This is a genomic window from Oceanobacillus sp. M65, from assembly GCF_052246275.1.
In the GTDB taxonomy this organism is placed as follows: domain Bacteria; phylum Bacillota; class Bacilli; order Bacillales; family Amphibacillaceae; genus Oceanobacillus_B; species Oceanobacillus_B jordanicus.
Genome location: NZ_JBQQCJ010000001.1, coordinates 127,081 through 151,714 on the forward strand (window position 1 = coordinate 127,081; position 24,634 = coordinate 151,714).

The window sequence follows — 24,634 nt, forward strand, 5'->3', positions numbered from 1 at the left end:
GGAATGAATAAAGTTGGTTTCTTTCGTTCGATACAGATAAAGTTCATTATTATCTATATTCTGTTGCTTTTAATAGCAATCCAGGTGATTGGCTCTTTTTTTACAACGGAGTTGGAGAATCAGCTGGTTGAAACGTATAAAGACTCCATTAATGACCGTGTTAATCTGATCTCTCATAATCTTGAACAGGCATTAAACAGGGTGCCGTCCGGAGCCGAGAATGAGGTAACACCGGAGGAGGAAGTGCGCGGTATTATTTCCGAAGTAGCCTCGGAGGATAATATGAAGCTTCAGGTTATTACCAACCAGAGCAGAATAATGGCAACGAACGATTATCAGAGTCAAAGCGATGTAGGCAAGAAAATATCAAATGAACTTGTTCAGAGTGTACTCACGCAAGGTGGAACGACTGAAAAAAAGGAAATGCAGGATAGAGAGACGAAAGACCAGTTGTACGTGATTGTGAAACCTCTTTATAAAGAGGGGGAGGAAAACGTGACAGTCGGCTGGCTCTATGTTGTAGCAAATATACAAAGGGTTTATGACCAGCTCGATAACATTAACGATATTTTCCTCAAGGGTTCTCTTCTTGCAATTGCGGTATCTGCTTTTATAGGTATTCTAGTAGCCCGAACCATTACCAAACCGATTAAAGAAATGCGTCGTCAGGCACAGTTAATGGCACGGGGAGATTTTACCCAAAAGGTAAATGTTTATGGAAGAGATGAAATTGGGCATCTTGCCGATACATTTAATGATCTGAACAGCAGGTTAAAACATTCCTATGCAACGATTGAAGAGGAACGAAGAAAGCTTAGTTCGGTGCTCTCGAACATGTCCGATGGTGTTATCGCAACAGACAATGCTGGAGCTGTTACGTTAATGAATGATGCAGCAGGCAGGTTAATCGGTCATGACCCAGACGATATTATCGGGGAGCTACTCATTGATGTATTACAGCTTGAAGATAAAATTGTAGATATAACAGAATTACAGGAAAGTGGCTCGATGATCATTGATTTTAGTAGTGAAGAAGAAGAGTTTCTCGTCAAGGCAAATTTCTCCACAGTTGCGGATGACGAAGAGGAGATAACTGGTTTTATCACCGTTATAAGCGATGTCACCGAACAGGAGAAGGTAGAACAAGAACGTAGGGATTTTGTTTCCAATGTATCACATGAGCTTAGAACACCATTGACGACAATGCGAAGCTATATAGAAGCATTAACCGATGGTGCCTGGAAAGATAAGGAGATTGCGCCTAAGTTCCTTGATGTAGCACAAAATGAAACAGACCGTATGATCCGTATGGTTAATGATCTACTGCAGTTATCTAAAATGGATGCAAAAGAGTATCCACTTCAAAAGGAACGGACGGAATTTGTCAGCTATTTCCATCACATTATTGACCGCTTTGAGATGAATACGCCAGAACATATTACGTTACATCGTGACTTGCCTCGAGGTAAGTATCTTGTTTGGCTTGATAAGGATAAAATGACGCAGGTACTTGATAATATCATTTCTAATGCCATTAAGTATTCGCCTGAAGGTGGAACCATTCAGCTTAAGGTTGAAAACAACCGTCATCACATCCTGGTTAGCATTCAAGATCAGGGTATGGGAATCGCGTATGATAAGCTAGAAAAAATCTTCGAACGTTTTTACAGAGCGGATAAGGCACGCACAAGAAAACTTGGCGGAACAGGCTTAGGATTAGCTATAGCCAAGGAGCTAGTTGAAGTACACCACGGGAAAATTTGGGCAAAAAGTGTAGAAGGGAAAGGAACGACTATTTTCTTTACACTACCACTTATGAACAAGAAGTGGAGGGGTGAGCGATGAGAATGGAGACGACCAAATCGTTTTTATTAATTATACTAATTGGTGTGAGCTTATTGCTGACCTTTGGCCTATGGACCTACCAGCCCTCAGAAGGCGATGCTTCTTTGGGCGATGAAGATACCGTTAGCGGGGATCTTGGGGGTACAGAGGAAACAATTAAAACCATTGTTGAGCCGCAGTCTCTCGTTTTTCACTCACAAGGGGAACACTACGGCTTTCCCTCCCCTCAGCTGGAGCGAGAATTCTATGAAGAGGTCCAAAGGTGGAAGATGAGTAATTTTCGGGAGAAACAAAGTATAAGTGGGTTGGATCCTGAAATGGAAATGGAATTCTCAGATGCATTGCCTATGACGCTTGCAAACATTCTATTTAATTTAGATCAACCTGCGGAAAACTTGCCAAACTGGTCGTTTAATCGTGTTTTGATCGATTACGAAGAGAATAGTTCATTATTAGAGGTGACCTTTGTTTCGGTAGATCAACAACGCCAAGCAAGTGCGGTTATTAATGATGCAAGCAGTTTTGAACTATTTCAATCTAAGCTTATCGATAAAGAGGATTTAATACAATATATCCATTTATCAGAAGGAGCAAGTAACGTTTATTTGCCTAGTGAAGTGGAAGATATGAACAACTATTCGCTTTCCATTGTACCTCTTAATGAACAAATGCTGGTTAACTCTTTATTCCGAGATCCAACCATGGTGAGTCGGTCCCTAACTCCATTAGGACAACCCTATTTCAGTGATGCTGTACGAGAATTAAAAGTTGTAGATAATGGTCGGGCTATGAATTTTATTAACCCAAACTCGGCGGAAGGGATACCTGCCCAAAGGCATGAACTGCTTCAAAGTAGTATGGATAGCATTTCCGATCATGGTGGTTGGACAGATGATTACAAGCTGCTTTCGGTAGATAGACGTGCTGGAATCGTTCGTTATCAAATGTTCTATGCAGACTATCCTGTCTTTGATAAGCCGTCGGTAACTACGGAACTTACAAGGATCGAACAGGAATTCAAAAATGGAATCCTTGTAGGTTATCAACGCCCACTGTTTCGAGTAACTTCTGAAATTGGTCCCGATCCAGAGCCTGCAAACCTTGACACAGGAGAAGAGATTTTGACCTATTTACGGAACGATAAAGAAATTTCTTTAGAAAATATTGAAGCTATTCGTCTTGGTTATCAACTTACTTACAATGATAACGATAATGCTAACTTCCTAAGTCTAGAAGCTAAATGGTACATGAACTATAAAGGTTCCTGGAAGCCGGTAAGGGAGGAGAACAAGGATGCAATGGAGTCAAATTAAAACCCTATTTATCCTCTGTTTTCTCGTGTTGGATATTTATTTACTTGTACAATTTATCGATAAGCAGGACAGAGCAGCTCAAGAGCAGTATCCAGGAGGAGAAGACCTCACACTTCAAGAAGAATTGGAGAGAGAGGAGATCACTCTCGGAGATATTGATGTAGGTGTAGAGAAAGATTCTTCTATCTCTGTTTTACCAATGGAATATACCGATAAGCAAGTAGGAGAAATTGAAAGCTTGGAAAACCAGGAAGCAGTATTAAACACGGAAGATCTTATCGTTGGCCATATGGATGAGCCAGTACCCATAGCCGAGGACGCAGGCGGTGAGGAAATTAGTAATATAATTAGTAATTTTATATATCAATTCGACAGTTATCAGTTTTGGAAATGGGATAAAGACTTGAATGTTCTCCTTTTCTTCCAGGAGAAAGAAAACCAGCCCATCTATTACAACCAGAGCGCCCTTTTACTTGTCTATTTAAATGAAAACAATGAGATGGAGTATTATACCCAATCCATGCTTGGAGAGGCAGACGGAAAAAGAGACAGTAGTAAGCGAACGTTAATCCCGCCAATTCAAGCAATCGGAACGTTGTATAATAATAACGAATTAGTATCTAAAGACACGGTAGATGTTGATTATGGCTACCATACATGGATTTCGTCTCTTGAGAATGGAAAGCAGGTTTTCGCGCCGACCTATAAAGTGTCCGTAAACGATGAGCGGGATTACTTTGTAAATGCCATTGAGGGACAAGTATTTTCCAACTCTGATGAAAGCTTTACGCGGGATATGGTAGTGGATAATTTAGGTGATATTCAGCTTATCCCACAGGATATTGATTGGAAAGAGGATATGATTAACAAACTTAGAAACTTGACACAAACAGAAACGGAAACAGAAACAAATCGGAGTGAATAACCATGACATTACGTTTTAGTGTGCTTGCATCCGGAAGCACAGGAAATGCGTTTTATATAGAATCCGACAAGGAAAGACTACTTGTGGATGCAGGATTGAGCGGAAAACAGATGGATCATCTTTTTAGTGAGATTGACATCGATCCTTCCACACTTACAGGCATTCTTGTCACACATGAGCATAGTGACCATATTAAAGGGCTTGGCATCATAGCCAGAAAGTACAACCTACCGATTTTTGCTAATGAAAAAACGTGGAATGCGATGGAGCGCAGCATTGGCAAGATTGGATTAGATCAGAAGTTTTACTTTAATATGGAGCAAGTGAAGACGTTTCAGGATTTGGATATTGAATCCTTTGGCGTCTCACACGATGCGGCGGAACCAATGTTTTATACCTTCCATCATGAAGGGAAAAAGGTGGCACTAGTCACAGACCTCGGCTATGTATCTGAACGGATTAAAAAGACCGTAGAGGATGCAGATGCCTATATTTTTGAAGCAAATCATGATGTAGGGATGCTACGAATGGGGCGCTACCCTTGGAATGTAAAAAGGAGAATACTCGGGGACTCAGGCCACGTATCCAATGAGGATTGTGGATTGGCCCTTACCGATATTATAAGTAACCGAACGAAGCGGATATATCTGGCCCATCTAAGTCTTGATAATAATATGAAAGACCTTGCTCGTATGTCAGTAGATAGCGTTTTACAGGAAAGAGGCATTACGCTTGATCTGCATGATACAGACCCTAAAGCACCGACACCTTTATACGAAGTTGTGTAACATTTTTTGTTTATTATATTAGCGATTAAGGAATACTATACTAGAGTGTTTAGACTTATTTCGGATAGAAGGGGATAAAGTTATGGGCTATTATGATCAGAACTACCCACCAAACCCTCATCGCCGCCGGAAAAATAGAGGTTGGCTTGTTCCGGCATTACTTGGTGTCATAATCGGTATTTTATTAGTAGTTGTCGCATTGCCGGCATTGCAAGAGAATAATGTACTCCCAGGTAATAGATCAGAACAGAGCCAACTAGAAAGCTCCAGTATAAATGAGGGCTCCCAAGGGTCAAGTAACGCAGTAAACGTGGATGTCTCTACCCAGGTTACAGATATAGTAGAACAAGTAACCCCTGCAGTAGTGGGCGTAATTAATATTCAACAGCAAGGTGACTTCTGGCAACAACAAGAGTCAAATGAAGCTGGAGAAGGATCAGGAGTTATTTACAAAAACGAAGACGGTACCGCCTATGTCGTGACAAACCATCACGTCATCGAAGGTGCGGATAGCGTTGAAGTGGTGCTATATGATGAGACACATTTAGAAGCTGAGATTATAGGCAGTGATGTGTTCTCTGATTTAGCTGTTTTAAGAATGGATGGGGAACAGGTTGAGCAGACAATTGAGCTAGGCTCTTCGGCAAATGTAAAAGTAGGCGAGCCTGCCATTGCTATCGGAAACCCGCTCGGCCTCATGTTTTCAAGCTCTGTAACCCAAGGTGTTATTAGCGGGACAGAGCGTACGATTCCTCAAGATTTCAATCAAGATGGACGTGCAGACTGGCAAGCAGAGGTAATTCAAACAGATGCTGCCATCAATCCTGGTAATAGTGGTGGAGCGTTGATCAATATTAATGGGCAATTGATTGGAATTAACTCCATGAAAATTAACCAGACTGCCGTAGAAGGAATAGGCTTTGCCATTCCAATTGATTCCGCCCTACCAATTGTAGATGAGCTGGAAACAACGGGCGAAGTTACCAGACCATTTTTAGGTGTAGAAATTTACTCTTTGGATGAGGTTCCACAGACTGAATGGAAAGGTACTCTCAATCTGCCTAAAGAAGTCGAGGGTGGTGTCTATGTTTGGAGTGTAGAGCCATTATCTCCCGCAGACCAAGCAGGCTTAAAACGGTTAGATGTCATTACAGAATTGGACGGCAATCCAGTGATGAATATGATCGACCTTCGTAAAATCCTTTATCAGGAAAAAGAAATAGGAGATGAAATCACCGTCACCTATTACCGTGAAGGCGAAAAAAAGGAAACAACCTTAGTATTGGGGACCCAACAGTAACGAGAGAAAAGCTATCCTGCAGCAAATAGAGGATAGCTTTTCCGGTTTATCCACAAAATTAATAGAGTTATACACAGTTAGTGGATAATTATTTTGCCAAAATCAATATATGGTATAGAAAGAATGTTCGGCAACAAAATAACTACGAACATTTGTGCATATGTGTATAACTTTGTGGATAAAGGTAGGTTTTCCACATAGATAAGACAGGTTATCCACTACTTTTCAACAGTAATGGTTCATAAGCTTGTTTATAACTATATTACAGTACTATTTTTCCTCTTACATGCTGCCAAACCAGGAGTAAAAGAATAAGCATGACAATATCGAGTCTCGCCGCAAAGGCAAAGGAGAGTACCCCTTCATTAAAAAGGGTGGGAAGCTTTGAGAAATAAAGTGCACCAAGCATGATGAGCAGTAATGGTGGAACAGCAAGATGAATATAGAGCCTCCCCGCAATAAGAATGCCACAACCAAGCTCAACGACTGCTACTAGAAATAGTGTTGCCTCAGGAAAAGGTAATCCCATGCTGGCAAACATCCCTCTAAAATCACCATCCACAAGCTTCATCATTCCTGAAATAATAAAGACAAAGCCAATTGCATAGCAGATCCACGTATACGTTGGCATAGATAATTTCAACTTCATTTAATTCACCCCCAATATTTCTACATCCTATATGTAACTATATGCAAGTAACTGGACAACCTTGCCAAGCAATTAATAAATAAGAAAAGTTGGGAAAATCCCTTTAAAAACGGTCATGCCTTGTCTCCTTTCCTTGCCAAGCCTTGAAATTAACCTTATAATTTCTTTTAGACTGTAAAAAAGGAAGTGAAGCCATGCTAAAGCGATTTTTCTCTTACTATAAACCGCATCGACGGTTGTTTATAATTGATTTCGCCTCTGCTTTTTTCGTTGCCATTCTGGAGTTAGCGTTTCCGGTTGCGGTGCAACGATTTATAGATGAATTATTACCAGAGGGAGATTGGAATTTAATTGTAACCGTGAGCATCTTGCTCTTATTGGTATACATCATTAGTACCCTCATGCAATTTGTAGTGGTTTATTTGGGACATAAGCTCGGTATTAATATTGAAACAGATATGCGCCGTGACCTGTTCCACCACGTGCAAAGGCAATCATTCCGCTTTTTTGATAATACGAAAACAGGGCATATTATGAGTAGAATAACCAATGACCTCTTTGATATCGGTGAACTTGCCCATCATGGACCAGAGGATTTCTTTATTTCCATCATGACCTTTATTGGTGCGTTTCTTATCATGTTCACGATCAATGTGAAGCTAGCCCTCATCATTCTAATTGCTGTGCCAATTCTTATTTTCTTGATTACGTTCAGCAATATTAAAATGAATAAGGCATGGAAGCGAATGTACGAGGAAATCGCTGGAGTAAATGCACGCGTAGAAGATGCCGTATCAGGTGTGCGTGTCGTACAATCATTTACAAACGAAAAGTTTGAAATGGAGCGTTTCTCTAAGGATAATAACAACTTCCGTATTGCCAAAATTGGTGCCTATAAAGTAATGGCATTTGTGCATTCCAATATTTATATGATGATGCGTCTGATTACATTGCTTGTTCTTGTGGTCGGTGCTTGGCTAACCTATCAGGAGGAACTAAAATACGGTGAGCTTGTCAGCTTTGTATTGTTTGTAAATGTGCTGTTTAATCCAATCCAAAAAATCACGGCATTACTGGAACTATATCCAAAAGGAATGGCCGGCTTTAAACGGTTTATGGACCTGATGGATGTTGAGCCGGATGTGGATAACAAGCCAGATGCGAAAAAAGTAGAAGACCTAAAAGGAAATATCGCCTTTAATGACGTTACGTTCGCTTATGAAAAGACACAGCGTCCTGTTCTAAATGAATTGAGTTTTTCCATTAACGCAGGGGAAACCATTGCCTTTGTTGGGCCCTCTGGTGCTGGTAAGACAACAATTTGCTCGCTTATTCCGCGTTTCTATGATGTGGACCAGGGTGGTATTACCATTGATGGGTTAGACCTTCGTGACATGACGAAGGAGTCGCTACGTGCACAGATTGGTATTGTGCAGCAGGATGTCTTCCTCTTCACAGGTACGTTAAGAGAAAACATCGCTTACGGCAAGCTTGATGCTACAAACGAAGAAATAGAAAAAGCTACCCGCCAGGCACATATGGAGGAATTTATTAAGGAATTACCTGATGGTTATGAAACGCAGGTAGGCGAGCGTGGATTGAAATTATCAGGCGGTCAAAAGCAACGGATTGCGATTGCCCGCATGTTTCTGAAAAACCCGCCAATCCTAATTCTTGATGAAGCAACCTCTGCATTGGATACAGAAACCGAAACCATTATTCAAAAGGCATTAACAGAGCTTGCTAAAGATCGCACCACGTTGGTCATTGCGCATAGACTGGCAACGATCAAAAATGCTGACCGCATTATGGTGGTAACAAAAGAAGGTATTGAAGAAGAAGGAAGTCATGAAGAATTATTAAAACGAGATGGGATCTTTGCTCATTTGCATAAAGTGCAGATGAGGTAAAAAGAAAGGCGTTTAAGCTAAAGAGCTTAGACGCCTTTTTTGGTATGTAGATTGTAAAAAATGGCGATAAGTGAACAAGCATACGCGCAACGTTTCACATGAAACATCTTCATCTGTCTTACTTGTTTGGCATTGTATGGTAACCAGAGGAAAAGGGTTGGTTAGACAAAATTTCCAATAACTGTTGTGCCATATGCTCTGGTGTATACTTAAACCCACCTTTTACCCATTCAAAGATCATACCAAATAAAGCATGCGATTGGTAACTTGCTTGTAAATCCACATCAATGGTGCCCGTGTTAGGGATAAACTTTAAATCTTGTATAGAAAGCTTTTTTAACACCTCACAGAGTCTATTCTGAAAACCAGGTAAGACACTTGGATGCAACATAATAACACGGTAAAAATCAGCATTTGCAGCCACATGTTCAAAAAGCTTTATTTTAGAAGCTGAAAGATCTTTTATGGTAAATCTCTCCTTATTTAAATAAGGATGGCGGTAAGCTTGTATAAGACTCTCTATCACATCTTGTATAGTCGCTTCCAGTAAATCTTCTTTAACCTCGTAATGCTTATAAAATGTACCACGATTAACATCTGCTTTTTTCACAATTTCTGTTACGGTAATATGCGGAAGATCTTTTTCTTCCATCAACTTAATTAATGCTGATTTTAAGGCTTTTTGAGTTTTATCGATGCGCCGATCATGTTGGGTCATTTACACTTTACCACCCTTCTGTTCATTATCCTCTTTCCATTGAACAAATCCTTTATAATTGTTGATTTATCAACATTTCAGTGGTCTTTTGCTTATTGCTACCTTAAGTATAGTACATTATACTTAGCGTATTCAAATGTATATTATAAGGCATTTCCTAGATTTAAATTTTAAATTAAGGGAGAGATAGAAATGAGACTAGAAGGAAAAGTAGCAATTGTAACTGGTGCAGCTTCCGGGATGGGACAGGCTATTGCCACCCGTTATGCAGAAGAAGGAGCAAAAGTGGTTGTATCTGATATTAACCTAGAGGGCGCAGAGACTGTAGCCGAAGAGATCAAGGCAAAAGGCGGAACAGTTAAGGCTATCAAGACAAACGTGGCAGATAGAGAAGATATTGACCACTTAATTGATTCAACAGTTAAGGAATTTGGCTCATTGGATATTCTCGTTAATAACGCTGGAATCATGGATAGCATGGAGCCAGCAGGCGATATTGAGGATGAAAAATGGGAGCGTGTATTTGCTATTAATACTACCGCTGTTATGCGCGCAACACGTAAAGCATTGCCTATTTTCCTTGAAAAAGGGAAAGGGGTAATTATTAATACAGCATCAACTGGTGGATTAAATGGTGCACATGCTGGTGCGACATACACAGCTTCCAAACATGCTGTGATCGGTTTTACAAAAAACACTGGCTATATGTACGCGGAAAAAGGAATTCGTTGTAATGCCATTGCTCCAGGCGGTGTAGCAACAAATATAGCAGCAAGCATGAAAAACTTAAATGAATTCGGTGCATCGAGAGCAGGAAAATCCCAAGCTGTTATGCCACGTGCTGGAAAATCAGAAGAGATAGCAAACGTTGCATTATTCCTAGCATCTGATGAAGCAAGCTTTGTAAATGGCACCGTGATAACTGCAGACGCTGGTTGGACTGCAGCGTTTTAAGGTCCTTAGAAGGACTTACACCATTAAGCACTATCGACGTGGAAACTCCGCTAAGAACTGTAGCGGAGTTTTTGAATTCTCTCTTTTTTCCACATTAATATCCCCCACTCCTTTTACTCACTAATTTATTTTTTTACAGAGATAAATCATGTTCGAAGCATTAGAGGTCAAAGGCGTTTCATTCCAGTCTTGGTATACCCCTTCAATGGTAAAGCCGTGCTTTTCAAGTAGTCGTTCCATCTCTAACGGAAAGACGAAGCGTAGATCAATTACAGAGCGTTTCTCATCTTGTAGTATCCCATTCGCATCAAAAAATCTTCTTATGGTGATATTATGTTGGACTTGATTGAGTGCATCGTATTCACTGATGTAGGAGACGTGGACAGAAAGCGTTCCATCTTTATAAGAAAACCCTGGCTCTTCACCATTCGTGGAGACTAGTTCCTCTTCACTTGGGAAACGAGTGTTAAAAAGAAAGCGACCTCCCTTAACAAGATGTCACTGAATGGAATTCAACATCTTGTTCTGCGCTTCATTGGTAAGGAAATGTTGAAAGGAATTTCCAACCATGAAAATAAAGTCACTTTTTAAACCAAGCTCCAGTTTTGTGCAATCTTGTTCGATAAAGTCTATATCAAGCTTTTCAGCCACTGCCTTCTCTCTTGCTCGCCTTAGCATACCGCGATGTAAATCCACTCCTAAGATGTTATGGCCGAATTTAGCCAAAGGGATGGTCGCCCTTCCTGTACCACAAGCTAAATCCACAATTGGACCTGTAGCCTTGTCTGCCCATTTTGTTAAATAGGAAATATCCTCATCATAGGCAACGTGTTCCTTATCATATTGAATGGGATCCTGATATTCCTCTAAATTTTCTATTGTCATTAGTGTTCTCCTAGTTTTAAATCTTCTGTTTAATGAGGTAGTTAAGGTTTATCATTATAAGCTGTACAAGCATTCTAAAATCGTTGCAGGATAAAGAGAAAAGGTAACCGCTTTATATAACGGGTTATCTTTTGATAAAGTGAAACTTCAATCAGTGGGGGTTTTCCATTCTTCCCCCACTGATTGTTAGTTGAACGAATCGGGTTGTTAGCGTCCGTTTACTCCCACTTAAACATCTCCGTTTTACTTTATGTTTTGAAGTGGGAGTCTTACGGACGGTTGCACTGCGATAAATAAGCTTAAGTCTATGCCTCTACAAGATTTCATTATCTTTCGTACTGGAAAGCATGCCTCTCATCCGAATTACTTTTCCGTCCAATTCTGTTTTTATAGGCTCCATACCAATTTTGCGGTAAAAGTTTACGGCAGCAGTATTCGAGGGAGAAACTCTTAGTTCATAGCTAGCCACTTTGTATTGAAGAAAAAACTGTTTTGCATATTGGTACAATTCCAAGCCCTTTCCTTGACCGCGTTTTTCAGGCACAAGGTAAAATAAATGGATATATCCAAGGGACTCCCCATTATATTCTTTAATGGATAATTCAAGTTGTCCAATATAATCATCATTTTCACAGACCAACATAAACCCAGCGGGGAATGCATGCTTCTTTTCTTCTAACCAACGCAAGTAATCCTCTTCGTCACCAAAGCCTACTCTAAAGGAGTCTTTACGGAATGTAATGACTTTGGCTTGGTGCTTCATTATATCAATGGCCTCGAATGTTAGCATGTCATCCCCCTTTAAGATTTGATTTAAAGATGACGTCACAAGATCTGCTACGTTACCTTAAAGGTCCTCACTTAAATGCTCGACCTGATTGTAGTTCAGCACTTCCCACTGCTCCTGTTTATAGTGAATATTATTAATACAAGCGTTCATTAGCCTTGTTTTCCCGGCACCGATTTCTCCACCAGAGACAGTTGCTAAAATAGCATTTATTACCGCACCGTGGGCAACAATAAGAACGCGCTTATCGGGATACTTCTTCAGAACATCATCCACTCCGCTCATCACACGTTTGATGAAGTCTTCTGGTTCTTCACGATTTGGATAGGCTTTATCAGGATATTGAGTCGTTCTTTCCTCCATTGTCAGTCCTTCCGCGTCACCAAAAGAGCATTCTGCAAAACTGCTCATTTCTTCATATGGAAGCTGTAGAGAAGCATTAATAATTTCAGCTGTGCGTTTGGCCCGTTTCATAGGGCTTGCAACCATAACATCATAATCCTCTGCGTTAAGGTAGACCGCGCTTTTTTTAGCCTGGCGAATCCCTGTTTCGTTTAGTGGGATATCTGTACTCCCTTGTAGCTTTCCTTTTAAATTCCAGTCTGTTTCACCGTGTCGTATAAGGCAAATTGTCGTCATTCCCATAACCCCCTGTTTGTTTGCATTATGTATATTAATAAAATAATAACAGATTTCGCTCTATCTGCGGGCGGTCAGCTGAATAAATCTGTCCCAATGTCACAACCTAGATCTAAAAGGAGTGTGCGACATGCAAAATTTACTTATAGCAATCAGCCTAGGTTTATCAGCTTTTATCGGACAAGCTTTACCAACAGCGGATATGGAAACTCAACAAGAACAAGAGCAAGTCCCTTCCTATGCTAAGTGGGGAAAGCTTGCCATGAAAGAAACGAAGGCCAAATACCCTCAAGCAGACATTATCGATTATCTACATGAAGGCAGCAAAGAAAATGCCAACTCTGAGGTAGAGATTTTTAAATTATGGTTAAAGCAAGATCAAAAAGAATTCGGTGTCTATGTAAATATTGAATTTCATCCAGAAACGGAAGAAGTTATCTCCGTTACATTTAAAGAAACAGATCGATAGCAGCAGGTGTCGCGTGAGAGCGCCGCAGAGACGCGTGTGAACAATGTATAGACGCATGAGGCCACCACAAAGTCGCGTATGAGCAAGGCAAAGTCGCTTGTGCTCTTCACAAAGTCGCGTGCTAACTCCAGCCCAGAGCGCCACACAAAGGAAGAGCCCATTCGCCCTCTTCCTTTTTCTTAATCGACAATAATTGCCCCGCTGGTAGATGAAGAATAAGTTAGCTCCAAATATACATAAGCCAAAAGCCACAATCCGCCCTTCACCTTGCTCCCATTTCTAGGGAATTTCGCTTGCATTGTATGCTTATCTCCCCCTTTTCATTGAATCAGCTGCTTTGCGAAATTTGTTATTGGGCATTTCTATTTATTTTTCAATTCTATTAAACTAGCAATTTCATCTAAATGAATCCTATGTATGAGTAAAAGTGTTTTGCCTATGCTTATTGTAAAATATATCCATGCTGAATACCTATAAGCTTTAGAATGGTCACTAGTACTTCCTGTTCATTTTTGTAAAAGCATAAAATCGCCAACAGGCTTCGACACATCTAGTAGATGGGCGTACCTATAATAGAGTTACAAGAATAGCAGGCAGGCATCAAGGTGATTCCAAGAGATAATGGAGGTGAAGGATCACTGTAAGCGGTCATGCAGGGATACGGTAGACAAAAAATGAAGGGGAGGAACGGGTATGAAGCTGAAAAAGCAGTTGAGTTTGGCACTAGCATCAAGTGTATTAGGGGTGGCACTGATTAGTGGAGGCACCTATGCCTATTTTAGTGATCAGGAGGTGTCGAGTAATTCTTTTGCTGCAGGCACCTTGGATTTATCCATGAATGAAACGGCGTTAATAAAATTGGAGAATCTTAAGCCTGGTGATACGATGATGCGAGAATTCAACTTAGCAAATGATGGAAGCTTAAAGATTGAAAATGTCTTTTTAGAAACCGCCTACTCTGTAAATGACATAGAGAACAACAATGCAGAGGATTATGGCAAGCATATCAAAGTTAATTTCCTTTGGAATTGGGATCAGGAGAGTGAGCCTGTGTTTGAAACAACCTTGTATGATTTACAGCAAATGGATCCAGATGTCGTGAAGCGGGATATATGGGACCCATTGTGGGAGCAAAAAGGTGGGTTGGATTCAGAGGAATCGCATGATTTCTGGGTTGAATTTGAATTTGTTGATAATGACGCTGACCAGAACATGTACCAGGGTGACGCACTCTCATTGGAATGGACCTTTAACGCGACACAGGGAGATGGAGAGGAAAAATAACAAATAAATCCAAAGGAAGGAATGAGGGGAATGAAATTACGCCAAAAAATTGGCTTTTCTACCATAGTACTGTCGCTATCAATAGGGATTGTTACACATGGAACAACTGTTTCTGCAGAGGAGGCCAACATAAAATTAAACGACACCTACAATACACCATCTTATATTGTGGAAAAGTGGGATGCACCAGGGGGAATGACCAAGCAGGAAATTGTCCGAGCTTACTTTTCCCAGAATAAAGGAGACTTCCAACTTCAAGGTAATAAAGATGTAGACTTTGAAATTGTAGAGGAATTAAAGGATGACCAAACAGATAACTCCCATTTTAAAGTCCAGCAAACGTACAAAGGGATTCCTATTTATGGAGCAGATCAAACTGTAAAGTTAGATGAAAATAATAATGTAACCGCATACTTTGGAGAGGTGATTCCGGAGCTTGATAAGAAAAAGATAAACATGCAAGCAAACCTATCAAAATCTGATGCGATTAAGCTTGCAAAAAAGGAAATTGAGAAAAAGATTGGCAAAGTGAAAGACTATGACGGGCCACTTGAGGTAGAACCTTATATTTATGAACATGAGGATGCCTATTATTATACGTATCTCGTAACAGCATCGACCACCGAGCCTGCAGTAGGATTTTGGCATTATTTTATCGATGCAACGAATGGAAAAGTTGTTGACTACTATAATACTGCACATGATGTAACAGCCTTTGGCACAGGGGTTTTTGGAGATAGGAAAATGTTTGAGGCACAAGCCTTTGAAGGAAAGTTTCGTCTGTTTGATGTGACAAGAGGAGATGGTGTGGTCACATATGACAATACAACAGGAACAAACTTGGATGTGTTCAGCATAAATAAAATGTTTAAAGATGGGTCCGCAGTAGACGCGCATGCCAATGCACAAATTACGTATGATTACTACCAGGACACATTTGGGAGAGATTCCGTTGATGATAACGGGCAAATTCTCATTTCAGCTGTCCATGTGGGGAATAATTGGAATAATGCCTCCTGGAATGGTAGACAAATGTCATATGGCGACGGGGATGGCCTTAGGTTCCACCCACTTGCCGCAGGGCTTGATGTAGCAGCACACGAGATGAGCCACGGCGTTATTCAGCATACGGCCAATTTAATTTATCGAGGTGAATCAGGTGCACTAAATGAGTCCTTTGCTGATATTTTTGGAGCAATGGTGGACCGAGATGACTGGCTTATTGGAGAAAATATTATGGCAGACGGCACGCTTGCCCTAAGATCGATGGAGGATCCCACTGACCTAATTGAACGGAGAACGGAAGCACCGTATCCAGATCACTGGAGCAAAAGATATACGGGTACACTTGATAATGGTGGGGTTCATATTAATTCGAGTATCAATAACAAGGCAGCCTACCTTATTTCTGAGGGTGGAGACCACTTTGATGTAGCGGTAAATGGTATTGGTAGAGATAAAACCGAGCAAATCTACTACCGGGCTTTATCCCTTTATTTAACACGTAGCTCTGACTTTAGCATGATGCGAGAAGCGGCAATACAGGCAGCTGGGGACCTTTATGGTAGCGACTCGGATGCAGTGGCAGCAGTTGAGCAGGCGTATAGTGCAGTAGGCGTTTACTAATAAAATGGCAATTCCAGCTATATAGAGAATATAGCTGGAATTGTTGTTGGTTGGTCCATTAAATAAGGAGGGGTTATGCATGAAGGTGGCAAAGTCGCTCGTACTGGCCGTTCTTATCATGATGCTTTTATCAACCACGGCACAAGCTGCATCGGAAGGGTTACCAGCCTTTCCTAGTCCGATAGATTCTCAGAATTGGACGCTGCCAGAAGATATGACGTGGGAAGACTATGAACCGGTTCCTGGGGTAGATTGGCGGAATTCGGAGGTGGAGCCGGAAAGAGTGCTGAAGGGAGCCCTCATCGTTGTTGACTTTCAAGACCGCGATTTTATCATAAGTCAAGAGGAGGGCTCTATGGAAGCTGGGAATCCGGTTGGAAATGGAAATATTCCTAGAGAGGATGTTGGGGAATATTGGGTGGACTTTCTCAATAAACCGCAGACACTGAATAACTATCGAACGATCAATGAATACTGGAGGGAAAATTCTTATGGAAAGTGGGCAGTAGAGCTGGAGGCTTTTGGCCCTTACCGAATGGATGGAAATGAGTTCCAGTATGGGTTGAACGAATTCGGACAGCAGGAAAATATGCCACCGGGTTATGAAGCAAAAAGTCTACGTCCAGAGGCGATGAGCAAAGCAGAGGCAGATATGGAAGCATTTGGGGAGGAATTTGATTTCACTTTTATTTTGCACGCAGGGTACGATGAATCAGGCATATGGCAAGAATTTGGTGAAATGATGTTTTTAAATGAAGAGGCAGTGACAGACGAATTCGGCCCACCTTTAGATTACGATATGCCAAATTGGGCACTGACAAGGTATGTGGACTGGACTTCGTGGGTCGCAGGAAAAAGTATTTGGTCTAGTGCCGACATTCGGAATGGCATATCTGTTCAAGGGGAAAATGACGGTATGGGTACGTTCGCCCATGAATTCGGTCATATTATGAATTTGCTGGATAATTATAATAATCCGTATGCCAATCCGGTTTCTCGTACGTATTCTGGTCCATGGGAATTAATGAGCAGGGGGAGTTTCAACGGGCCAGGAGGGCCGCATACACGTTGGATGGTCATGCCAACACTAGGCGGTTCAACACCATCTCATCATATGCTTCGAAATAAGATCAAACAAGGATTTCTATCTGAAGAGGATTATCTAAATGTCGATCGAGATGCCCTGGCAGAGACCGGGCCGGTATTCGCTGATATTCTCGCACGTGCTGTACCAGAAGAAAGTACAAGGGACGAGGCCGTAGTACATGGCATTAATATTATGATGGAGGACCTTACTCCGGCCAATTCCCTGGAAGATGATTGGCGGGCTGATATGCAACGCGGGGAGAAATGGTATGACAATTACACTGTGGAAGTAGTCGACCGTGTTGGGATGGATTCATTTACACCGGATACTGGTGTACTGCTGGCGAAGACGAAGGATAGTGAATCTGCACCAAATATTTGGGTGATTGATTCCCATGAGGAAGACATTAATCAAAAGGATTTTACCAGACCTGATGGGACGGATGCAATGTATTCGAAGGGTGATTATCGTCAGCTATCGGATGCCTTGTTTAAAGCAGGAACAGGAAATGATGTCATCAGTGAATATGTAGATGAATATAACAGACTACACTTCTATATTTTAAATCATAATCGGGAGACTGAAGACCCATTATCGTACAGGGTCGCGGTAAGACATCTGGATGGTGGGGGCGACTTTGCTCGCGGAGTCAGAACGGAAAGTGGCGAGCAAGAACAAGCGATCCCGGGAAAAGTAGCCAAACATTATTTCCAGGTTACCAATACAGGCGAAGCAACGGACCTTTTCCGTTTGCGAGCAGATATAGATGGCGGCTGGGAAACAATGCTGGAACAAGAAGTAATTGAAGTAGAATCAGGAGAAACGGTAAAGGTGCCAGTATATGTTGAAGTACCGGAAAATAAGAAGGAGGCTGTAGCACTGAGCTTTACAGCAACATCGGAAACGGACACGAGTCAGGTCGAACAGGATGTGACGCTTCTATTGAGTAATCTCACCGCTACAGGATTAAAAGAACTTCTTAACCGCTATGAAGTATTAGAGGATATCTCCAATGAGGAGACTTTGCGAGCATTACAAACCCATTTAACTGTTGTAGAGCGATTCGAGAAAAAGGAGGAACCTGAAAAAGTCATCAAACATATGGAAGGCTTTATACAGCTTGTCACCCATCAACGTGATCAGGGGAATATCACCGAGATATCTGCAGGCGCACTACTGGATTATAGTGATTACGTGATCGAGGAGTGGCAGTAAAAATAGTGGTTGATCTGGGGTAGAGGTAGCCTGCCCCAGATCTTTTTTTATACTTCTGAAAATCGTGTAGAGATAGAACCCGTCTTTCTCTCTTCCTCAAAAAAATAACCACCTATATTAGATGGCAAATAAGTATGGTTATTTTTCTCAACTTATTTAAAAGACTATCTACCTACTTTATTTCCATTTGTCTATAATTGTATTGGCATCAGCAGTCAGAACAAGGTACGCCTCGTCTGTAAGGAAGTTGTTGTTCTTTTGATTATCGAGTAGTTCTTTAAGGTTTTCCAGATGCTTGATTACTTTATCGCCGCGCTCTTTTCTCTCAAACTGTTCGACTGATCGAATGTGAGCTTGTACTGCTCGGGATACGCCTGGATTTGAAAATGCCCCATTATCCAAGTAATAGTCCACAATCTTTTTCATGTCCCCAGCATTTTCAGGGGATGTCCCCCCTTCGTAACCTAGTGCGTTATCTAGCGCGTTTTTTCCACCAACAACAGGAAAGGAAATAGTACTTTCGCCAAGGGACACGTCAAATGTTGCACGGTTGTTGTCAGGGATTAACCATCTGTCATCACTCGCTGCAATCACAATACCAATTCGATGCCCTTCTTTAAAAATATAATCTTCCGGCAATGCCTCCCATTCGAATGAATATGAATTCCCGGGAATTAGCGGGTTAGACGTGGATAACGACTCCCAATTTTGGGCATCCATCCAGCCGTGTGTTACGATCTCGTATGGGGCTTCCACGGTCGTCTTTTCTGTTTCTTTGTAGCAGGCATCATCGGATGCAGAGCTCTCTCCCCAGCAGGATTCAGAATCTAGTGTACGAATCCCCTCTCCACGGTCACGATGGTCCACCCTCTCATCAACACCATAATCGACGACTAATGCGGTTAAATGCGTATTTTCTTTATCTACAATAGCATCGAGTTTTAGCTCTGGAGCCCCACTTAAGTGCACCTCATCCCCTAATTCCGGAGAGAGAAATAGGAGCCTGTTTTCCTTTGAATTAAAGGCATTCTCCACCATTTGTTGTTCGGTTTGATAAGGATCATCTGTAAAGGACTGGGTGCTAGCATCTAATAATGGGCTTGTTAGCCATGTGCCAGGGAGGGTTTCCGAAGCTGGTGCAAAGCGCACATTGACGGCAGAAGCCTTTTCGTTAGGCCAAGCGGATTGAGTTTCCCACTCGTCAGCTGCCCGCTCGATGTCCACTACTGGATCATCCATGATGCCATTATCAATATCAAGTAACCAATAATCAAACCATTGATGGAGGGTGTCTACCCATTCCGCTCTACGAAAATCAAACGGATCAACATGGCCAGTCTGTGTTAGCCAAAGCTTTCTCGGTACATCGTTCTCTGCTAGAGCTTCCCACCAATTAGAAAAATGATTCGCTTTAACGTTATAATCATTTATGCCATGAATGGCATACACACTTGCCTCCACCTGATCGGCGTTTTTCACAAAGTTACGCTCGTCCCAAAACGCATTATAATCACCGGTTTCGTCATCGGCCGCCAAGCGCATCTCTTCCCGGACAACAGCACAATCTTCTACACGCTCGCTGCTTGTTACAAGGCGTGATAGATTACCCGGACCATTTGTATAAAAAGGTGTCCCTCCATAGCGGTAATAGTCATACCAGCTGCTGATAGCACCGATTGGCACAATTGTCTCTAAACCTTCCACACCAGATGCAGCAGCAGCGTTTGCTAAGGTTCCGTCATAGGACTTCCCAATCATACCTACTTGCCCGGTTGACCAATCAGCTTCAATTTCTTCACCAGCTTCATTCCACGCTTTTCCTTTACCGTTTAGCCAGTTTATCACGACATTCACACTTTCGGTCTCTTCTTCCCCTCCAGTTGGCGGACAACCATCAGAGTTATTGGTTCCTACCATATCTACTTGTACAACCGCATAACCTCTCGGCACAAAGTAGTTGTCGTAGAATAGTGGAAACATTTCATTTACTCCATCGTGATCTGGGTCCTTGATTTCCGATTCATTTCCACGCCCAAGTCCTTCATAATATGGACTCGCATCCATAATGATAGGGACGCTTAAGTCATCTTCTGTTTCCAACGGACGAATAATGTCTACAGCGATTCTATCAAGTTCCCCATCTCGATCACTATCCATGGTGGATTCTACATAGATCGTTTCCGTAATCGCATCTTGATAAGAATAAATGGGTTCCGTCACCCCATTTTCCAGCTCGTATCCTTCCTTTTCCTGCGCGGTATCAGCCGCACCATGTACGATTTCAGGAGTGGCTAGTGCAGACAAAACAGCAAGTGACAGGACAGCATGTACTACTTTTTTATTCGTTTTTCTAAACAATACATTCCCTCCTCTATTAATCTAGTATAAAAATAGCATGTAAGGAGGTAAGCTAGAAGAGGGAGAAGCACTATTTTTCAGATAATTTAGATTTTAAAATAGATAATTGGTTCTGATAAAAAGGAACGTCTTTAGTGAAGGTTTTCAAGTATATTTGTCGAATAATTATAAAGGAAGGAGAGATTAGACAGTGGATAAATTGCGGATTTACTCTTCAAAATAAATAAATTTTGAGGAGGAGAAGAAATGAACATAACATTTCAAGGTAGTAAAGACATAGACAAAGAACAGGTCATAAAATTATATAATGATGTGGGATGGTATGCGTATACGAAGGATCCAAACACTCTGTACAATGCGCTACAGCAGTCTCTTAACGTAATCTCTGCTTGGGATGGTGAGGAGTTAGTCGGCCTAATCCGTGTCGTAGGCGATGGGTTAACGATCCTCTATATCCAAGATATTTTGGTATTAAACGCTTATCAAAACCAAGGAATCGCTACAAAGTTGATGGAGCAAGTGATGCAGAAGTATGAGCATGTGCGGCAGAAGGTCTTGTTAACAGAAGAGGCACCAGATGTGAGGCATTTTTATGAGAAAAATGGCTTCGAGTCCTGTGACAAGGGTTCATTGGTGGCTTTTGCAAAACTAGAAGGATAATAAAAAGTGCAGGGCGCCGTAAAGGATCCCTGCACTTTTCTTCATTCTATTTAAATAGCTACGTCTTAAGATGAGGTCCAAGCGCCACCATTAACATGGATAGCTTGTCCTGTGATATAAGAACCTTCATCTGAAGCCAGTAGTACATATGGCATTGCGTGTTCAGATGGTTGGCCAGGTCGGCCCATTAACGTATCTTGTCCGAAACCTTCTACGCCATCTTCATCAAAGGAAGATGGAATAAGTGGTGTCCATACAGGGCCTGGTGCTACTGAATTGGCACGGATTCCTCTCTTCGCAAGGCTTTGGGCAATGCTTCGAGTAAATGCCGTGATAGCGCCTTTAGTCGCAGAATAGTCCATAAAGATTGGGTTCCCTCGATATGCGTTAATGGAAGAAGTACTAATAATAGAATCGCCTTCCTGCATATGAGGCACTGCCGCTTTTGTTAAATAGAATTGGGAGAAGAAATTGACTTGGAATGTCTCTTCAAATTGTTCATCTGAGATATCCTCTAGATCTTCCCGAACAAATTGGATTGCGGCATTGTTTACGAGAATGTTCAATTTGCCAAATTCATCAACTGTTTTTTGTACGAGATCTCTACAATGAGCGGCATCTTTAATGTCCCCAGGAAGTAGCAGGCATTTTACACCTTCTGCTTCAACTGCTTTTTTCGTTACTTCTGCATCGTCATGCTCATCAAGATAAGAAATGGCAACATTTGCCCCTTCCTTCGCGTAAAGCATTGCTACAGCGCGTCCGATCCCACTGTCGCCGCCTGTAATTAAGGCACTTTTTCCTTTCAGTTTTTCTGAACCTTTATATTCTGTTGGCTGTGCCGGTAATGGGTTCATTTTTGACTCAATACCTGGTTGTTTCTCTTGTTTTTGTCTAGGGGTACTACCCTTTTGCATCTCTTTCGGATCCATAAGTGACATTACCTCCTTGATTAAATACGTTACTTTTTGCGTCACAATAGTCTATTCCACCCTATGACAAGAAGAAAACATGAGATAGCGCTTACGATTAATATTAAAAAAATTCCCTTAAAAACACCTTTATTTACTGCCAAATTGAAATTGCGTAATCCCCGAAAAGAATGAGATTATTTCAAGTTATGATGATAGGCTTGTAAAAGTGGTAAAGTAGGATATACTTAATATAAAAAAATACCGCTTGGTGCTGTAACACCAAACGGTTAAGTGCAGTAGCCCTTCAAGGTGGCAGCTCACTAATAAGCGTGATAAAATAACCACCACTTAATTAGCTTGCTAGGCTGGGATGGTTATTTTTTACACGTTAGGAAGTATAAGATTTTAGTAAGGAAGCAACATCCACGCAGTTAAAATTTCGAGGTGCCAAGTATCAGAAAAACTTTCACATTCGCTAAAGGACGAGCGATTTTTTTAATGAGGATCGGCACAATTAAGGTCCAAAAGAGATCCTTAATTTTAACTAGGAATGAAAGTGTGCATTTTTACAGTATCCGTGTGTATTTACTTAGTTAATGGGATTTTAATTTCTTCACCAACTTCAAGAATTGAGCCTTGGCGATCTTCAACCGGAGCGAAGGTCATCACATATTCGTCCTCGGCACCCTCTACTTCACCTTTACTAAAAATTGGATCTATCTTTTCATTTGCTGATTGCAAAAACACACCAGATTTTTCGTCATCAACACTGTAACCATACTCTTTACTATTTTTCCTTGCATTAAGGAATTGATGTTCCAACTTGCTCATTACCCTGTATTGCATGCCACTTTCATCTGTAAGGAGCTTTGTATCAGATCCAGTCACCACAACTCGTGTTTCAAGATCTGAAAACTCAACTTGCTTAATGTTGTATGTTTCTCCTTTAAAAGTAAATTCTTTATTTACTTCCACTGTTTCTCTATCCGAGACAGCAGATGGTTTGAGTTTGAATTCTAGAGGCCATGTCGTTTGTAAACTCTCCATTCCACTGTCATTCCAGATTGTTAAATTTTCGATTTCTAAACGAATTTCTTGATCTGCATATTCTTTAATTGAAGCAAAGGATAAAGCTTCCGTTATTTTATTTTCCTTGCTATCGTAATAGCTGCTTCCCCAACCAACATTATCTAAAGGTACTTTTTGTCCACTTTCAACTATTAAATTAATTGAACTTACTCCCTCAAAAAGGTCAATATAATGATTTTCTAGATTTGTTTCTTCGCTCTGATAGGTAAGTAAGAGTTTTGTCTCCTTATCATCCGTCAAGACTCTGTCAAAGTGGACAGTTATGTCATATTTTTTATCGTAGAATGTTTGATCAAGTGCTTGCCCTTTTCCTGATATAACTGCCATTCTAACACCTGTATCATCAATATGCTCGCTGGTAAATATTTTATTATATACCTCTTGTATAGCTGCTAATGCGGGTGTGAAAGTTAATGTCGAAACAATAGTCAAACAAATTGCTGCGACAATCAAAATTCGTTTATAATAAGCGACCTTTTTATTTAGAGGACTAGTGGGAATCTGGTTATCAGCTATTTGATTTTTCTTTTCGCTCTCTTTTTTAGCTTGCATGACCCCTAATTTTGCCCTATTATGCAATTCCTCTGGGATTTCAATTTTTTCTAACTCACGTTTTACTTTATTACTCATACATATCAACCTTTCTAACCTTTTTTTCAAGCTTAGCTAATGTACGATATAAAACCGATTTTACTGTTCCCAGTGGCAATTCCTCGATCTTTGAAATCTCTTTAAGGGTATAACCGTAATAAAACTTCAAAAGTATTATACTTTTTTCGCGTTCATCTAAAGTATCTAGTAAATCTTGTAGGGTTAACGAAAGAGGTAGATCATGATCATCTGACTCAATAAAATCTTTTTGTTCAAGATTTAAATGAATTACCTTCTTTTTTTTCCTTAGAACATCAGTTGCACAACTTTTTGCTATCTTTATTAACCAAGTCTTAAAAAACTCCGGATTCTTCAAGGTGTTAATTTTTTTAAACGCTCGATAAGCAGTTTCTTGAACAACATCAAGGGCATCTTCCTTATTTTTCACATATAAATATGCCATCCGATAAATGTCTTTTTCGTACTTTTGAAATAGTGATAAAAAAGACTCTTCATTGCCTTTTTGTGCTTTATAAACTAAGTCAATAATTGTCACTCACCTACATTTCCTTAATGTATTTTACTTATTAGACGCACGTTTTAGTTGTTTGGCTTCATCTTTATGAAT

General features: G+C 40.9%; 21 protein-coding genes. 12 read left to right on the plus strand and 9 right to left on the minus strand.

Features of this window, described 5'->3' with window-relative positions:
- Positions 1-3: 3 nt before the first annotated feature.
- From walK to ACTWPF_RS00670, 5 genes are all read left to right on the plus strand, one after another.
- Positions 4-1,845: a cell wall metabolism sensor histidine kinase WalK gene (gene walK / locus ACTWPF_RS00650; RefSeq protein ID WP_443147961.1), complete on the plus strand. Its 1,842-nt coding sequence runs from the start codon at positions 4-6 to the stop codon at positions 1,843-1,845.
- Positions 1,842-3,158 (plus strand): YycH family regulatory protein, encoded by a 1,317-nt coding sequence (locus ACTWPF_RS00655; RefSeq protein WP_443147962.1) that lies wholly within the window; start codon positions 1,842-1,844, stop codon positions 3,156-3,158. The genes walK and ACTWPF_RS00655 overlap by 4 nt, the downstream gene beginning before the upstream one ends.
- A complete protein-coding gene (locus ACTWPF_RS00660; protein WP_443147963.1) occupies positions 3,139-4,083 on the plus strand; it encodes a two-component system regulatory protein YycI in 945 nt (314 codons plus the stop codon). Before ACTWPF_RS00655 ends, ACTWPF_RS00660 begins: the two co-directional genes overlap by 20 nt.
- A 2-nt stretch (positions 4,084-4,085) precedes the next feature.
- The gene (locus ACTWPF_RS00665; RefSeq protein ID WP_106898412.1) at positions 4,086-4,871 is read left to right on the plus strand and encodes an MBL fold metallo-hydrolase; all 786 of its coding nucleotides are present in this window, start codon (positions 4,086-4,088) and stop codon (positions 4,869-4,871) included.
- A gap of 82 nt (positions 4,872-4,953) precedes the next feature.
- Positions 4,954-6,171, plus strand: a complete 1,218-nt coding sequence (locus ACTWPF_RS00670; protein ID WP_443147964.1) for a S1C family serine protease — start codon at positions 4,954-4,956, stop codon at positions 6,169-6,171.
- A gap of 262 nt (positions 6,172-6,433) precedes the next feature.
- Here the strand turns inward: ACTWPF_RS00670 and ACTWPF_RS00675 are convergent, their stop codons facing one another.
- Positions 6,434-6,820: a DoxX family protein gene (locus tag ACTWPF_RS00675; RefSeq protein ID WP_234368409.1), complete on the minus strand. Its 387-nt coding sequence runs from the start codon at positions 6,818-6,820 to the stop codon at positions 6,434-6,436.
- Between the two features lie 194 nt (positions 6,821-7,014).
- Between ACTWPF_RS00675 and ACTWPF_RS00680 the strand changes: the two genes are divergently transcribed.
- Positions 7,015-8,730 carry an ABC transporter ATP-binding protein gene (locus tag ACTWPF_RS00680; RefSeq protein ID WP_443147965.1) on the plus strand — a complete coding sequence of 572 codons (1,716 nt, stop codon included), beginning with the start codon at positions 7,015-7,017 and terminating at the stop codon, positions 8,728-8,730.
- Positions 8,731-8,848: 118 nt separating this feature from the next.
- Here the strand turns inward: ACTWPF_RS00680 and ACTWPF_RS00685 are convergent, their stop codons facing one another.
- Positions 8,849-9,448, minus strand: a complete 600-nt coding sequence (locus ACTWPF_RS00685; protein ID WP_443147966.1) for a TetR/AcrR family transcriptional regulator — start codon at positions 9,446-9,448, stop codon at positions 8,849-8,851.
- A gap of 192 nt (positions 9,449-9,640) precedes the next feature.
- Here ACTWPF_RS00685 and ACTWPF_RS00690 point away from each other — a divergent pair, with 192 nt between their 5' ends.
- Positions 9,641-10,402 (plus strand): SDR family oxidoreductase, encoded by a 762-nt coding sequence (locus tag ACTWPF_RS00690; RefSeq protein WP_443147967.1) that lies wholly within the window; start codon positions 9,641-9,643, stop codon positions 10,400-10,402.
- 498 nt (positions 10,403-10,900) lie between these two features.
- Here the strand turns inward: ACTWPF_RS00690 and ACTWPF_RS00695 are convergent, their stop codons facing one another.
- The 3 genes from ACTWPF_RS00695 to ACTWPF_RS00705 form a co-directional block, all read right to left on the minus strand.
- Positions 10,901-11,287 (minus strand): class I SAM-dependent methyltransferase, encoded by a 387-nt coding sequence (locus tag ACTWPF_RS00695; protein ID WP_443147968.1) that lies wholly within the window; start codon positions 11,285-11,287, stop codon positions 10,901-10,903.
- Positions 11,288-11,600: 313 nt separating this feature from the next.
- Positions 11,601-12,077 (minus strand): GNAT family N-acetyltransferase, encoded by a 477-nt coding sequence (locus tag ACTWPF_RS00700; RefSeq protein ID WP_443147969.1) that lies wholly within the window; start codon positions 12,075-12,077, stop codon positions 11,601-11,603.
- 57 nt (positions 12,078-12,134) lie between these two features.
- On the minus strand, positions 12,135-12,713 hold the full coding sequence (locus ACTWPF_RS00705) for a histidine phosphatase family protein (RefSeq protein WP_443147970.1): 579 nt from the start codon (positions 12,711-12,713) through the stop codon (positions 12,135-12,137).
- A 130-nt stretch (positions 12,714-12,843) separates the two neighbouring features.
- Here ACTWPF_RS00705 and ACTWPF_RS00710 point away from each other — a divergent pair, with 130 nt between their 5' ends.
- The 4 genes from ACTWPF_RS00710 to ACTWPF_RS00725 all read left to right on the plus strand — a co-directional run bounded on the left by ACTWPF_RS00710 (position 12,844) and on the right by ACTWPF_RS00725 (position 18,394).
- Positions 12,844-13,182 (plus strand): DUF3889 domain-containing protein, encoded by a 339-nt coding sequence (locus ACTWPF_RS00710; protein ID WP_161463976.1) that lies wholly within the window; start codon positions 12,844-12,846, stop codon positions 13,180-13,182.
- A gap of 693 nt (positions 13,183-13,875) precedes the next feature.
- On the plus strand, positions 13,876-14,466 hold the full coding sequence (locus ACTWPF_RS00715; RefSeq protein WP_443147971.1) for a TasA family protein: 591 nt from the start codon (positions 13,876-13,878) through the stop codon (positions 14,464-14,466).
- A 30-nt stretch (positions 14,467-14,496) separates the two neighbouring features.
- Positions 14,497-16,092, plus strand: a complete 1,596-nt coding sequence (locus tag ACTWPF_RS00720; protein WP_443147972.1) for a M4 family metallopeptidase — start codon at positions 14,497-14,499, stop codon at positions 16,090-16,092.
- A gap of 79 nt (positions 16,093-16,171) precedes the next feature.
- Complete coding sequence (locus ACTWPF_RS00725) at positions 16,172-18,394, plus strand: M6 family metalloprotease domain-containing protein (RefSeq protein WP_443147973.1); 2,223 nt, start codon at positions 16,172-16,174, stop codon at positions 18,392-18,394.
- A gap of 177 nt (positions 18,395-18,571) precedes the next feature.
- Here ACTWPF_RS00725 and ACTWPF_RS00730 read toward each other — a convergent pair whose 3' ends face one another.
- Entirely contained in the window at positions 18,572-20,752 is a 2,181-nt protein-coding gene (locus ACTWPF_RS00730) for a Xaa-Pro dipeptidyl-peptidase (RefSeq protein ID WP_443147974.1), read from the minus strand.
- A 246-nt stretch (positions 20,753-20,998) separates the two neighbouring features.
- On the opposite strand from ACTWPF_RS00730, the gene ACTWPF_RS00735 reads away from it, so the two are divergent.
- Entirely contained in the window at positions 20,999-21,412 is a 414-nt protein-coding gene (locus tag ACTWPF_RS00735; RefSeq protein WP_106898399.1) for a GNAT family N-acetyltransferase, read from the plus strand.
- 65 nt (positions 21,413-21,477) lie between these two features.
- Here the strand turns inward: ACTWPF_RS00735 and ACTWPF_RS00740 are convergent, their stop codons facing one another.
- From ACTWPF_RS00740 to ACTWPF_RS00750, 3 genes are all read right to left on the minus strand, one after another.
- Positions 21,478-22,344, minus strand: a complete 867-nt coding sequence (locus tag ACTWPF_RS00740) for an SDR family oxidoreductase (protein ID WP_443147975.1) — start codon at positions 22,342-22,344, stop codon at positions 21,478-21,480.
- Positions 22,345-22,911: 567 nt separating this feature from the next.
- Complete coding sequence (locus ACTWPF_RS00745; protein WP_106898397.1) at positions 22,912-24,045, minus strand: DUF4179 domain-containing protein; 1,134 nt, start codon at positions 24,043-24,045, stop codon at positions 22,912-22,914.
- Entirely contained in the window at positions 24,038-24,562 is a 525-nt protein-coding gene (locus ACTWPF_RS00750; protein WP_234368408.1) for a sigma-70 family RNA polymerase sigma factor, read from the minus strand. The genes ACTWPF_RS00745 and ACTWPF_RS00750 overlap by 8 nt, the downstream gene beginning before the upstream one ends.
- Between the last annotated feature and the right edge of the window lie 72 nt (positions 24,563-24,634).